The sequence below is a fragment of the Burkholderia sp. AU16741 genome (assembly GCF_002223345.1).
Taxonomy (GTDB): Bacteria; Pseudomonadota; Gammaproteobacteria; order Burkholderiales; family Burkholderiaceae; genus Burkholderia; species Burkholderia sola.
Genome location: NZ_NKEZ01000011.1, coordinates 186206 through 199578 on the forward strand (window position 1 = coordinate 186206; position 13373 = coordinate 199578).

Sequence of the window (13373 nt, forward strand, 5' to 3'; positions counted from 1 at the left end):
GCATGCCGTTCGAAACACTGCGCCTGCATTTGAATTTGTCCGGGAGATTTATCGCATGGAACCTTATCTGGTTTCCCTTGGTGCGGGCCTGCTGATCGGTGTGATTTACAGCGCCATCAAGGTTCGCTCTCCCGCACCGCCGCTGATTGCGCTGGTCGGGTTGCTCGGCATGCTGATCGGCGTGCAAGCCTTACCCACCGTGAAACAGCTGTTTGGCTTCTGATCAACAAGAGGTGATGCACATGACCGCAACCGTGACCCAACCGGATCTGATCCTGCATAACGGACGATTCACGACGCTCGACCGCACGAACCCCGTCGCCACGGCAGTCGCGATTGCCGCCGGCCGCTTCGTCGCCGTCGGCAGCGACGCGGACGTCATGCCGCTCGCGGGCCGCGCGACGAAGACGATCGATCTCGGCGGCCGCGGCGTGCTGCCGGGCCTGATCGACAACCACTGCCACGTGATTCGCGGCGGACTGAACTACAACATGGAACTGCGCTGGGACGGCGTGCCGTCGCTCGCGGTCGCGATGGAGATGCTCAAGCGTCAGGTCGCCGTGACGCCCGCGCCGCAGTGGGTGCGCGTGGTCGGCGGCTTCACCGAACACCAGTTCGTGGAGAAGCGCCTGCCGACGATCGACGAACTCAATGCAGTCGCGCCGGACACGCCGGTGTTCATCCTGCACCTGTACGATCGCGCGTTGCTGAATGCGGCGGCGCTGCGTGTCGTCGGCTATACGAAGGACACGCCGGAGCCGCCGGGCGGCACCATCCTGCGCGATGCCGCTGGCAACCCGACCGGTCTGCTGCTCGCGAACCCGAACGCGACGATCCTCTACGCGACGCTCGCGAAGGGCCCGAAGCTGCCGTTCGAATATCAGTACAACTCGACGCGTCATTTCATGCGCGAGCTGAACCGGCTCGGCGTGACGGGCGTGATCGACGCGGGCGGCGGGTCGCAGAATTATCCCGACGATTACGAAGTGATCCGCAAGCTGCACGACGCGGGCGAGATGACGATCCGGATCGCGTACAACCTGTTCACGCAGAAGCCGAACGCGGAGAAGGAAGACTTCGTGAACTGGACGAAGAGCGTCAAGTACCACGACGGCACCGACTACTTCCGCAACAACGGCGCGGGCGAGATGCTGGCGTTTTCCGCGGCCGACTTCGAAGATTTCCGCGTCGCGCGTCCGGACCTGCCCGCGCAGATGGAGGACGACCTCGAAGGCGTCGTGCGCGTACTCGCGGAAAACCGCTGGCCGTGGCGCATGCACGCGACCTACGACGAAACCATCAGCCGCGCGCTCGACGTGTTCGAGAAGGTCAACGAGGACATCCCGCTCGACGGGCTGAACTGGTTCTTCGATCACGCGGAAACGATCACCGAAAAATCGATGGACCGGATCGCCGCGCTCGGCGGCGGCATCGCGGTGCAGCACCGGATGGCGTACCAGGGCGAATACTTCGTCGAACGCTACGGCGCGCAGGCCGCCGAGGCGACGCCGCCGGTCGCGAAGATGCTCGCGAAGGGGCTCAAGGTATCGGCCGGCACCGACGCGACGCGCGTCGCATCGTACAACCCGTGGGTGTCGCTCGCGTGGCTCGTGACGGGCAAGACGGTGGGCGGCATGCGCATGTATCCGCAGCGCAACCTGCTCGATCGCGAAACCGCGCTGCGGATGTGGACCGAGTACGTGACGTGGTTCTCGAACGAGGAAGGCAAGAAAGGCCGGATCGCGGTGGGGCAGCTTGCCGACCTGGTCGTCCCGGATCGCGATTTCTTCGGGTGCGCGGAGGACGATATCGCCGCCACGACCGCGTTGCTGACGGTGGTCGACGGGAAGATCGTGTGGGGCGCGGGGCCGTTCGCGTCGCACGACGCGCCGATCCCGCCGGCGATGCCGGACTGGTCGCCGGTGCGCGAGTTCGGCGGCTATGGCGGCTGGGGCGCGACGCAGCGCAGCGGCGCGCCGCTGCAACGCGCGGCGGCCGCCGCGATGTGCGGCTGCGCGAACGAATGCAACCTTCATCAGCATGCGCACGCGAGCGCATGGGCCAGCGCGTTGCCGACGTCGGACGCGAAGGGCTTCTGGGGCGCGTTCGGCTGTTCGTGCTGGGCGATCTGATATCGCGTGCATACCGCTTGCAACGCCCCGGCAGGGAGTCGCACGCCGCCGCTCGCGGCGCGTGTTTCTCGCCTGCCGTCCGGGCCGCCTGGATGAGTGGCTTGCATTCCGCTGAATCCGAATCCGCGCGCGGCGCCACGCCGCGCGCGTCACCATCAAGGAGAAAACCGATGAGTTCACTGAATCTGCGCAACATGCTGCGCATCACCGCCGCGTCGTCGGCCGTGCTCGCCGCGCTGCTGGCCGGCGCGCCGGCACTCGCCGACGAAACCCATCTCGACGACATCGCGTCGCCGGCCGCCGCGGCGCGCTCCCCCGCGATTGCGGTCGGCCCGCAATACGACACGACCCACGTGTGCGTCGCACCCGAAGACTTCGACCGCTTCACGGACAGCTTCGTCGCGACGTTCGGCGGCAAGAAGTCGAAGCAGGGCGTGTTCCAGGTCACGCCGACGCCGAGCCAGACGATGTCGCAACTCGTGCTGACGCCGGTCGGCACGATCTCGGTGTTCGGCTTCAAGACGCCGATCCCGTATCCGTTCTGCGAGGAACGCACCGGCTATCTCGTCACCGACATGGACGTCGCGGTGAAGTCGGCGCGCGCGCATGGCGCGGACATCGTCGTGACGACGTTCCCCGACCCGATCGGCCGCGACGCGATCGTCCGTTGGCCGGGCGGCGTGAACATGCAGCTGTACTGGCACACGCAGGCGCCGAACTACGACCCGCTGCAGACGGTGCCGGAGAACCGCGTGTACGTATCGCCGCAAAGCGCGAGCAAGCTCGCACGCGATTTCGCCGCGTTCTCGCATGGCAAGATCGTGTCCGACGTGCGCCATGCGCCGGGCATCGAGATCGGCCGGCCGAACGACACGTACCGCCGCATTCGCATCGAGTCGGGCTTCGGCAAGATGACCGTGCTCGCGACCGACGGCCACCTGCCTTACCCGTTCGGGCGCGAAATGACGGGCTACGAAGTGGCCGATCTCGCCGCGACGCTGAAGCAGGCCGAAGCCGCGGGCGTGACGGTGCTCGTGCCGCCGTTCAAGTCGGACGGCCGCGACGCGGCGCTCGTGCAGTTCCCGGGCGGCTACGTCGCCGAAATCCACGCGCGGTCGAAATGACGGTGCGCCGGCCGATGAAGCGATCGTGGCGCGGTGCGCTGCCGTGCGTCGTGCTGGCGGGCGGCGCCGCGTTGCACGCGGGGTCGGCCGTCGGCGCCGATGGCGCTGTCGATGCCAATGTGGCGGCGGCCGGCGCGGCCGCGTCGCCGGCCGCCGCCGCGGCGGCGTGCACCGTGAAGCGCCCGACGGTGTCGTTCAACCGCTGGCAGGAAGACTGGTCGGTGCTCGCGAATCCGTGCGTGCCGCGCAAGCCGTTCGACGCGCTGAAATACATACGGCTCGGCGACGACCCGTCGACCTACCTGTCGCTCGGCGCCAACCTGCGCGAGCGCTTCGAACTGAACAACGCGCCGCTGTTCGGCCTCGGCGCCGCGCACGACGACAACTACGTGATCCAGCGCGCGAACGTGCATGCGGACCTGCGCTATCGCGGGCATGTCCAGGCGTTCGTGCAGTTCGTCGATGCGCGGCCGTTCGGCAAGGACACGGTCGGCCCGGTCGACAAGGATCAGCTCGACCTCGAACAGGCGTTCGTCGCGTACGTCGATCAACTGGGGCCCGGCACGTTCAAGACGCGGGTCGGCCGGCAGGAGATGGCGTTCGACTTGCAGCGCTTCGTGTCGGTGCGCGACGGCCCGAACGTGCGGCAGGCGTACGACGGACTGTGGACCGATTACGAAATCGGCAAATGGCGCTTGATCGGCTATGTGACGCGGCCGGTGCAGTATCGCAATGCGGCCGTGTTCGACGACGTGTCGAACCGGCACCTGCGGTTCGACGGCGTGCGCGTCGAGCGCACCGGCACGGGGCCCGGCGATCTGTCCGCGTACTGGTCGCGCTATACGCGCGACAACGCGCGCTATCCGGATGCCTCCGGCACCGAGCGGCGCGACGTGTTCGACATGCGCTACGCGGGCAAGACCGACGGGTTCGACTGGGACGTCGAGGCGATGCTGCAGACCGGCCACGTCGGGCAGGACACGGTCGGCGCGTGGGCGTTCGGCGCGCTGGGCGGCTACACGTTCGCGAAGACGGCCGGCACGCCGCGCGTCGGCATCCAGGTCGATGGCGCATCGGGCGACGCGCATCCGGGCGACCGGCGCGTCGGCACGTTCAACCCGATGTTTCCGAACGGCTATTACTTCACGCTCGCCGGCTATACCGGATACAGCAACCTGATCCACGTGAAGCCGTCGCTGACGTTCAAGCCGGCCAGCTCGGTGACGGTGCTCACCGCCGTCGGCTTCCAGTGGCGGCAGACGACGGCCGACGCGATCTACGGGCAGGGGATGTCGGCGGTGCCGGGCACGGCCGGCAAGGGCGGCGCGTGGACGGGGATGTATGCACAGGCGCGTGTCGACTGGCTCGTGAACGCGAACGTCGCGCTCGCGCTCGAGGCCGTGCACTTCCAGCTCGGCTCGTCGATTCGCGCGCTCGGCGCACGCAACGCCGACTATCTCGGGATGGAAGCGAAGTTCGGCTGGTGACGCGTCGCGCGGCGCCGCGCGTGTCAGGCCTGCGCGCGGGCGAGCAATTCGACGAAATCGATGAACGCGCTCACGCGCTTCGAGCCGCGCTGGTTCGGCAGGTACAGCGCGGTGATCACCGCGCGTGCCGAGCCCGGCGTCACGTCGTATTGATCGAACAGCCGCTGCAGGCGGCCTGCTTCGAGGTCCGCATCGATCAGCCAGTCGGGCAGCAGCGCGATGCCGGCGCCGTCGAGCGCGGCCTCGCGCAGCACCTCGCTGTGATTCGATTTCAGCCGGCCGGTGACGACGACCTGCGTCGTGCGTTGCGCGCCGGCGAACGTCCACGTCTGCTGGTCGACGCCGAAGTGAAAGCGCAGGCACGCGTGATCGACCAGTTCGCCCGGGGTCGCGGGCGTGCCGTGCGCGTCGAGGTAGGCAGGGCTCGCGACCACGTAGCGCCGGAACGTGCCGAGCGGCCGCGCGACGACTTCCGCGGTCGGGGCCGCGTCGCCGAGCCGGATCGCGACGTCGATCCGCGCGGACACGAGATCGACGCGTTCGTCGGTCAGTTGCAGGTCGAGGTCGAGCTTCGGATGCCGCGCGACGAACGCGGCGACGTGCGGCGCGATGCGGCGCACACCGTAGGCGACCGGGACCGACACGCGCAGCGGGCCGGACGGCGCGTCGCCGCGATCGGCCACCAGCGCGTCGGCATCGGCGAGTTCGCCGAGCACGCGTTTCGCCCGCGCATAGTAGACGGCGCCCGCATCGGTCAGCGTGACCTGCCGTGTCGTGCGGTTCAGCAGCACGGTGCCGAGCGACGCCTCGAGCGCGTCCACCGCGCGCACGACCGACGAAGCGGCGAGATCGAGCCGGCGCCCCGCGCTCGAGAAGCCGCCGGCTTCCGCGACTTCGACGAAGGCGCGCAGCGCGGAGAATTTGTCCATGGGGTCGCCTCGATGCGGGTCGTAAGGTCCGGGTGCATGCGGTTCGCATTCTAGCGCCGGCCGGCGTGGCGGCCGCGCGCGCGTACCGGTCTTCAGGACAATTCAGGCCACGCGCGGGATTTTCGCCACGGCGCCCGATAAGCTGCGCCACATCGCGTGTCGCTCGGGTCGGTCCGTTCGTGGCCGGGCGGGCGTACGGTTCGTCACGGAGAACATATGAAGACCCTGTTCCGGCCCGGGTGCGTCGTGCATGCGGCCCGTTTGCTCGTCGTGGCCGGATGTGCGGGCCTGCTCGCATCCGCGGCGTTCGCGCAGGCCGAGGCGTCGTCCGACGCCCGTGCCAATGCGCAACCCGAAGCGCAGTCCACGGCGCCGGCCCCCGGCGCGGGCCGGCAGCCCCCCGGCTTCTATCGGCAGAAGATCGGCGACTTCACGGTGATCGCGCTGTCCGACGGCACCCATCCGTTTCCGGTCGACACGGTGTTTCGCGACATCTCGAAGGACGAGATCCGGCGCGACCTCGACCGCGCGTTCCTCGAACCGCCCGTGCAGGGGTCGATCAACGCATTCCTGGTCGATACCGGATCGAAGCGGATCCTCGTCGATGCGGGCGCCGGCACGCTGTACGGCGACTGCTGCGGCAAGCTGGTCGACGACCTGCGCGCGGCCGGCTACGCGCCGGGGCAGATCGACGAAGTGCTGCTCACGCATCTGCACAAGGATCATGTGGGCGGCATCGTATCGAACGGCGCGATGACGTTTCCGAATGCCGTCGTGCGGGTGAACGCCGTCGAGGCCGCGTATTGGCTCGATCCCGCCAACAAGGCGCAAGCGCCGGCGTTCCTCGCGTCGTTCTTCGATGCGGCCGCGGCGGCGGTCGCGCCTTATGTCGCGGCCGGCCGCTTCAAGACGTTTCGCGGCGAAGCGACACTCGCGCCCGGCATTCGCGCGGTGCCGATGCCCGGCCATACGCCGGGCCATACGGCTTATCTGATCGAGAGCGGCAATGCGGGCCTGCTCGCGTGGGGCGACATCGTGCACGTGGCGGCGATCCAGTTGCGCGACGTCGACGCGACGGTCCAGTACGACAGCGATGCGGGCGCGGCCCGCCGCACGCGACGGGACACGCTGAAGCGCGTCGCCGATCGGCGCTATCTCGTCGGCGCCGCGCATATCGCGTTTCCCGGGCTCGGCCACCTGCGCCGGGATGGTGCGCAATATGACTGGGTGCCGGTCAACTATGACGCGACGCCGGTGCGGTGACGAGCCGGCGCCCGGCGCCCGGCGTCCTTCGTCACCGCACGCGAAGTGCCGTCACATCGCTCCTCTGTCGGGCCGGCTACGTCGGCGAGGCCACGTCCGTGGCCGCATGCGCATGCTGCGGCGTTCTGGCGGACGACGCGCCACGAGGTGAATCGCTCGCGCGCGTGGCGTGTCCTGGTCCGGCCTCGACGTAAGCCACGACCGTCCGGTTCTTGATCGCGAGTCCGAGATACCGCGACGACACGTCCAGCAGACATCCAGCAAAATCAACCATCATTTCGTTGTTTCCCCTGCATTCGTATCAGCAAAATCTTCATCAAGCTGCGCACGGCGTGAGCGTCGCCTGCGTCGCTGCAATCCGGGCAATGTTCGGTACAGCCGCCATGGCGCCAACCTCGTCTCGTTGCTCGGCGAAGGCGTCGAGCAAATACTCGGTCAATCTGCGCACCCGCGCGGGGAGATTGCGTCTGGACCGGTAGACGAGGCAGGCTTCCAGTGGCGCCACCTGCCACGCATCGAGCACACGCACGAGTTCGCCGCGATTGAGCGCCGCGTGTGCGAGCGGGGCGGGCAGGATTGCTACTCCCTCGCCGTCGACGGCCGCCGCGAGCAGCGCATGAGGACAATTCGTGCGCAGCGCCGCGCGCGGGGCAAGCGACACACACTCCCCGGATGCTTCATGGCTGACCGTCCATACCGAATGCTGTGCGCCGGTCGCGAGGCAAGCTTCGGCAGGCACGTCGAGCGGGTGAGCGAGATCGTTGGTCCGTTCGAGCCAGGCAGGACTCGCATAGAGCCCGAGAGGCACGGCCGCGAGCGATCGCGCGATGCACGACGACGGCGCCGAGCGACCGACGACGATGGCGAGGTCGGCAAGATCGCCGAGCGTATCGGCCAGGTGATCGACGCGCCGCACGTCGACCCGTACTTTCGGCCAAGCACGCATGAAGCGGACCAGGACGGAGGTGAGGCGGGCGGTATCGAAGATTGCCGGCACCTCGATGCGGACGTTACCCGCGCAATCGCCGGCTTCGTCGCTGCCGGTACGCGCGAGGTCTTCATAGGAGGACAGGACGCCAGCGACGCGCTCGAGTACCGCATGGCCCGCCGTGGTCAACGCGACGCGGCGCGTGGTCCGGTTGAAGAGTTGCACACCGAGCATCGTTTCGAGATCCTGCACCGCGCGGCTCACCGACGGTACGCCAAGATTGGTGGCGTCCGCTGCCCGCGTGAAACTGCCGTGGTCCGCCACTGCCTTGAATACCTCCAGCGCTTTCAGACGCTCCATCTCGACCTCCGATCATTGATTGGCTTGCATGGAGCAATGTTGGCGGGGAGACGCGCATCGGGCCAGTTACGACTTGTTAAGCGTTGCTAAGTCGGCGCCCGGAGCCGTGCCGATCCTCGTCGGCTGCAACAAGACAGGTTTTTTTAAGATCTTTTAAGGGCGCGTACCGCGCTTTTGAGCAATGATTGGCTGTTTTTGCGTCAATGCGCGCGCCCGGCGCACCGTATTGGCCGACACTCAACCCGCGCGATGACGCTCTCGATGACCGCTCCTTACAGCCTCGCGTTCGGCCCTTTTACGCTGCAATTTCCGCAACGGGTCCTGCTCAAGGACGGGACGCCGCTGAAAATCGGTAGCCGCGCGCTCGATATTCTCGTCGTACTGGTCGAGCAGGCGGGCGCGCTGGTCTCCACGCGCAATCTGTGCGACAGCGTCTGGGTGGACAACGTCGTCGAGGAAGGCGCGCTGCGCGTGCATCTGTCGGCGCTGCGCAAGGTGCTCGGTGACGGACCGGACGGTGTGCGTTACATCGTCAACGAGACCGGACGCGGCTATCGTTTCGCCGCGCCCGTTACCCGGGCCGAAGCCGTGGACCCTGCCGCACCACGGCCTCATACGCACGCCGCCCGGCCTTCCGCCGGGGCCGAAAGCGGTTCACGCGGTCTACCGGTCACGCTCGCTCGCGTGATAGGCCGCGACGACGTCATCGCAGGCCTGACCGACCACTTGCCCGAGCGACGCTTGCTCACCATCGCGGGCCCGGGAGGCATGGGCAAGACGACCGTCGCCATCGCTGTCGCGCATCGCTTCACGCAGCGCACCGGCATGCGCGCCGTGTTCGTCAATTTCGCGCCGGTTTCGGCGGCGGCGAGCGCGGCCAGTACGGTCGCCTCGGCGCTCGGCGTTGCCGTCTCCAGCGGCGATCCGGTACCCGACCTTATCCAGGCGCTGGGAGCCTCGCCGGTGCTGCTGGTGCTGGATAACTGCGAGCATCTGATCGATGCCATTGCCGTGCTCGCCGAGCAACTGCTGCAAGGCGCGTCCGGCGTGCATCTGCTGGTCACGAGCCGCGAGCCGCTGCGCGCGGAAGGCGAATCCGTCCATCGCCTCGCCGCGTTGCCGTCGCCCGAAACCGACGCAGGCGTGAGCCTCCACGACGCCGTGCAGTTCCCGGCGATCGCGCTGTTTCAGGACCGCGCGCGCGCCGCCAATGACCGGTTTGCGTTGAGCGACGCGAATCTGGGCCCCGTTATCGATATTTGCCGACGGCTCGACGGTATCCCGCTCGCGATCGAGTTTGCGGCGGCGCGCGTCGGCCTGATGGACGTGCATTCGATTGCAGCGCGGCTCGACGACCGCTTCGCGCTGCTCACGCAGGGCCGCCGCACGGCGCTTGCGCGCCAGCAGACGCTGCGCGCAACGCTCGACTGGAGCTATGAATTGCTCGGGCCGGAGGAGCGCCAGGTGCTGCGCCGCCTCTCGGTCATGCGGGCCGCGTTCGGCATGGATGCCGCGGCGGCTGTCGCGGCCGGTGGCGACGTCGACGACGTCGCAGCCTTCGACGCCGTCACCGGCCTGATCGCCAAGTCGCTGATCGCCTGCACAATCGATGATTCGGACCATCCCTATCGACTGCTCGACACAACGCGCCATTACGCAACCATGCGACTTGAAGAGGCGGGCGAGCGCGATGACGCGCGCCGCCGCCATGCGTCGTACTGCTGTGCGAGCTTTGCCGACCCCGTGGCGGCGTGGGAAGGCAAGGCGCCGCGTCAGTGGCTCGCGATTCACAGCCAGCGAATCGACGACGTCCGAGCCGCGTTCGATTGGGCGGCCGGCCAGGATGGCGAGCCGAAGCTCGCGATCGACCTGCTGATCGCGACGGCGCCGCTATGGTTTCATCTTTCGCTACCTCACGAGTTCCTCGGGATGGCCGAGCGCGCGATCGCTGCCGCGGAAAACTCGGATCTGGCGGGCCAGGAGCAGCATATCGAGCTGCTCGCCGCGTACGGTCACGCGCTCTGGCACACGCGTGGGCCGACGGCGGAGATGGCGAACGCGTTCGACGCCGCACAGGCCGCCGCGCAGCGCCTCGGCGACGACCGGCTCGCCTTGCGCATGCTGTGGGGCGTGTGGGCGCATCGGACGCTCGCGGGCGCGTACGCGGAAAGCCTCGAACATGCGCGTGCGTTTCGCGCTGCCGCCGCGCGCACGGGCGATTTTTCGACGACGCAAACCGGCGAACGGATGTGCGCGTTGTCACATCACTTCCTCGGGGACCACGATATCGCGCGCGCATTGATCGAAGCGGTGATGGCTCGCGACAAGGACCCGGTGCGCGCGACGCACGCGAATCACGCGCAGGTCGACGCGCATATCGCTGCGATTGCCATTCTGATGCGCATTCTGTGGCTGCAGGGCGAGACCGACGCGGCGATGGCGCTCGCGCGCGACTGCGCGACGGAGGCGCTCGCGATCGATCACGATCTGACCGTCTGTTATGGGCTCGCGATCGGCTCGATCGCCGTCGCGACATGGGAAGGCGAAGTGACGCTCGCGCGCGAATGGACCGCGCGGCTTCGCGAGCGCACGCGCCGGCGGGGTCTCGCGTATTGGGACAAATGGGGCGAGGGCTTCGAGGCCATTCACGAAGGGAGGCCCGTCATGCCGGCAGGCGCCACCCCGATGCAACTCGAAGTGTTCGCGCGCGCTGGCGACGCAGGGAGCGCTAACGCATTGATCGAAGCCGGACGGGCGAACACGCCATCGTGGTTACAGGTGCATTTGCTGGAAGCCGCGGCAATGCGCGGTGCGTAGACATGAAGCGACGGTAAATCGGCTCGAAGCGTGCGTCACTGGCCTGAACGCTTTGCTGGACACGGGCTTAACGCCTCTTAGCAACGCTTAACTGTCGCTCGTGCGGGCATCCGATGAAAATTTGTTCTGTCGACGGCCAACGGTGCCGGATCGACAAGCAAGCTCACTCATCGGAAACTGCCCCATGAACGATTTCACGTCTGCCCGTCTGCCCGAAGACGCCGCACCGGGCCTGATCCGATCCGCGGACTCGTATCCGGTCCTCGATGCGGAAACGCAATCGTTCGTCGACCATGCCACCGAGGCAGGGGTTCCGGCAGAGCGTTTGCGCGAATGGGCAAACGGCGATGCCACGGACGCGATGCACGCCGAAGAAATCGCGCTGAAAGCGGGCGCGGCGGCCTCGGATTTCACGATACGGATCGTGCGACCGCCGCAGGCGGCGCCGACGCCGCTGCCCGCCGTGCTCTTCCTGCCGGACGGCGCGAGCTTCGCGGGTTGCCACAGCGACAACCGGCTCGCGCGCAGGATCGCCACCGACTCCGAGGCGGCCGTCGTACTCGTCGATTACACGTCGGCACCCGCTGCGTGCTTTCAGACCCAAAACGAGCAGGCGTTCACCGCGCTCGTCCATCTGCACGAGCACGCACGCGCATTGAATCTCGACGGCGGCGCCCTTATCGTCGCCGGCGAAGGCACGGGCGGTCATCTCGCCGCGACCCTCGCGCTGCTCGCCAAGGCGCGCCGCGGTCCCCGTATCGCGCTTCAGATCATGCTGTGTCCGACGTTTTCCACAAGCACGGCGGGCGCGTCGGCAGCGGGATACGCTGACGGCCCCGGCTTGACCGCGCACACCGGGCGCATGCACGCACGGACGCGCTTTCCGTCAGAAAACCTCGGCGAAACAATCGCCATGCCGCTAAACGCGAGTTACACGGATCTCGAAGACCTGCCTCCCGCGCTGATCGTCACGGCTGAAAACGATGTCGCACGTGACGACGGCGAAGCCTACGCCCGCAAGCTGATGCTCGCCGGGGTTCGCGTCAGCGCGGTTCGCTGCCTCGGCACGATTCGCGATTTCACGGTGCTCGACGGCCTCGCCGACACGCCGCCCACCGAGGCGGCATTGCGATTGGCATGCGGCACGATCCGCGCGACGCCACGCGGACACTGAATATGGGACAGATCGATCGCCTCGGGACAGCGGGCAGCAGCGCGTTGACGCGCCCGGGTTGTTCCTCGTGCGGCAAATGCCCGCACTGTGCGACCGGTTCGGCACGCAGGTTTGTCGCCATGCTTTCCGATCCTGCTTGCACGTTCGACCCGCTTGCCAACGGCATGGAAGGCCGATCAGCGCGACCGTGCGCGCCGCCACGCGCCGGGCGGATGCCCGACGATCCGGGCGAATACGCGGTTCAGATGGCTCTGGTCGGCGAAGCCGCACGCGATCGCGATGTCGGCCAGCGTCATGTCGGACGTCTCGATCAGCTCGCGGGCGCGCGTCACGCGCTGTTCGAGCAGCCACTGGTGCGGCGTGCGGCCGGTGGTGCGCGAGAACGCACGGATGAAATAACCGCGCGACAGGTCGCATTCGTTCGCCACTTCCTCGATCGACACGCCGAGGTCCGCCTTTTCCATCAACAACTCCTGCGCGCGCGCCACCTTCGCGGGAGACAGCACGCCCTTGCGTTCGAGTTCGCGCGTGCGCGCATTGCCGTAGCGGCGCACCAGATGCGTGCCCATCGCAAGCCCGATCTGTTCGATGAACAGCGCGTTCAGCGGGCCGCCGGCGTCGAGGCTGTCGGCTACCGCGTGCGCGAGATGGCCGAGCACCGGATCGCGTACGTCGGGGCGGCACGTGAGGCCGCCGATCGATTGGCCGCCGTGCTCGGGGCCGACGCGTTCGAGATACGCATGCGGCAGCTCGACCAGCACGAAGTCGAAGTTGCCGTACAGGTCCGCGTGGAAATGACGGGAAAAATCGCGAATGTAGATCGAGTGATGCTGGAACCGGCGCTCGCTCGCGCCGGCGCGCCCATAGAGCGTGCGGCGGTGGCCGCCGCCCAGCGACACGCCGACCAGGAAGCCGCGGTCGCACGGCGGCATCTCGATGCGTTCGACGTGCGCTTCGCGCATGCATTTGCGGTGCAGCCTCAGGCCGCCGGATGCCGTCTCGACATCCTTTGCCAGCAGGCTCGACACGCAGCCGAGCGTGTCTTTCGGCCGCCGCGGAGGCGATGCCACCGGCGCGGCGATGACGGAGTCTGACATGGAATTCCCCAGCGAGGGACTCGGAGCGTGAAATGACGAGTCCAGTTTAGATGCGCACGCGA

Annotated in this window: 10 protein-coding genes; 7 read left to right on the forward strand and 3 right to left on the reverse strand. The window is 67.7% G+C overall.

Features of this window, described 5'->3' with window-relative positions; genetic code table 11:
- Positions 1–55: 55 nt before the first annotated feature.
- The 4 genes from CFB89_RS29845 (at position 56) to CFB89_RS29860 (ending at position 4743) form a co-directional block, all read left to right on the forward strand.
- Positions 56–223, forward strand: coding sequence for a DUF1427 family protein (locus CFB89_RS29845; protein ID WP_014725963.1), 168 nt, complete (start codon positions 56–58; stop codon positions 221–223).
- A 19-nt stretch (positions 224–242) separates the two neighbouring features.
- Positions 243–2132, forward strand: a complete 1890-nt coding sequence (locus CFB89_RS29850) for an amidohydrolase (RefSeq protein WP_089471676.1) — start codon at positions 243–245, stop codon at positions 2130–2132.
- 170 nt (positions 2133–2302) lie between these two features.
- Complete coding sequence (locus CFB89_RS29855; RefSeq protein ID WP_089471100.1) at positions 2303–3256, forward strand: VOC family protein; 954 nt, start codon at positions 2303–2305, stop codon at positions 3254–3256.
- Positions 3257–3270: 14 nt separating this feature from the next.
- Positions 3271–4743: an alginate export family protein gene (locus tag CFB89_RS29860; protein WP_089471677.1), complete on the forward strand. Its 1473-nt coding sequence runs from the start codon at positions 3271–3273 to the stop codon at positions 4741–4743.
- 23 nt (positions 4744–4766) lie between these two features.
- Here the strand turns inward: CFB89_RS29860 and CFB89_RS29865 are convergent, their stop codons facing one another.
- Positions 4767–5672, reverse strand: a complete 906-nt coding sequence (locus tag CFB89_RS29865; protein ID WP_089471101.1) for a LysR family transcriptional regulator — start codon at positions 5670–5672, stop codon at positions 4767–4769.
- A 216-nt stretch (positions 5673–5888) separates the two neighbouring features.
- Between CFB89_RS29865 and CFB89_RS29870 the strand changes: the two genes are divergently transcribed.
- A complete protein-coding gene (locus tag CFB89_RS29870) occupies positions 5889–6935 on the forward strand; it encodes an MBL fold metallo-hydrolase (protein ID WP_089471102.1) in 1047 nt (348 codons plus the stop codon).
- A gap of 316 nt (positions 6936–7251) precedes the next feature.
- Here the strand turns inward: CFB89_RS29870 and CFB89_RS29875 are convergent, their stop codons facing one another.
- The gene (locus tag CFB89_RS29875; protein WP_089471103.1) at positions 7252–8223 is read right to left on the reverse strand and encodes a LysR family transcriptional regulator; all 972 of its coding nucleotides are present in this window, start codon (positions 8221–8223) and stop codon (positions 7252–7254) included.
- Between the two features lie 261 nt (positions 8224–8484).
- Between CFB89_RS29875 and CFB89_RS29880 the strand changes: the two genes are divergently transcribed.
- Both CFB89_RS29880 and CFB89_RS29885 read left to right on the forward strand, forming a co-directional pair.
- A complete protein-coding gene (locus CFB89_RS29880) occupies positions 8485–11040 on the forward strand; it encodes a winged helix-turn-helix domain-containing protein (RefSeq protein WP_179233563.1) in 2556 nt (851 codons plus the stop codon).
- Positions 11041–11224: 184 nt separating this feature from the next.
- Complete coding sequence (locus CFB89_RS29885; RefSeq protein ID WP_256979802.1) at positions 11225–12214, forward strand: alpha/beta hydrolase; 990 nt, start codon at positions 11225–11227, stop codon at positions 12212–12214.
- A 176-nt stretch (positions 12215–12390) separates the two neighbouring features.
- Here CFB89_RS29885 and CFB89_RS29890 read toward each other — a convergent pair whose 3' ends face one another.
- A complete protein-coding gene (locus tag CFB89_RS29890; RefSeq protein WP_089471106.1) occupies positions 12391–13311 on the reverse strand; it encodes an AraC family transcriptional regulator in 921 nt (306 codons plus the stop codon).
- Positions 13312–13373: the final 62 nt, after the last annotated feature.

Coding starts and splice junctions, on each gene's coding strand:
- CFB89_RS29845 (WP_014725963.1), top strand. CDS start 56: ATGGAACCTTATCTGGTTTCCCTTGGTGCGGGCCTGCTGATCGGTGTG.
- CFB89_RS29850 (WP_089471676.1), top strand. CDS start 243: ATGACCGCAACCGTGACCCAACCGGATCTGATCCTGCATAACGGACGA.
- CFB89_RS29855 (WP_089471100.1), top strand. CDS start 2,303: ATGAGTTCACTGAATCTGCGCAACATGCTGCGCATCACCGCCGCGTCG.
- CFB89_RS29860 (WP_089471677.1), top strand. CDS start 3,271: ATGAAGCGATCGTGGCGCGGTGCGCTGCCGTGCGTCGTGCTGGCGGGC.
- CFB89_RS29865 (WP_089471101.1), bottom strand. CDS start 5,672: ATGGACAAATTCTCCGCGCTGCGCGCCTTCGTCGAAGTCGCGGAAGCC.
- CFB89_RS29870 (WP_089471102.1), top strand. CDS start 5,889: ATGAAGACCCTGTTCCGGCCCGGGTGCGTCGTGCATGCGGCCCGTTTG.
- CFB89_RS29875 (WP_089471103.1), bottom strand. CDS start 8,223: ATGGAGCGTCTGAAAGCGCTGGAGGTATTCAAGGCAGTGGCGGACCAC.
- CFB89_RS29880 (WP_179233563.1), top strand. CDS start 8,485: ATGACCGCTCCTTACAGCCTCGCGTTCGGCCCTTTTACGCTGCAATTT.
- CFB89_RS29885 (WP_256979802.1), top strand. CDS start 11,225: ATGAACGATTTCACGTCTGCCCGTCTGCCCGAAGACGCCGCACCGGGC.
- CFB89_RS29890 (WP_089471106.1), bottom strand. CDS start 13,311: ATGTCAGACTCCGTCATCGCCGCGCCGGTGGCATCGCCTCCGCGGCGG.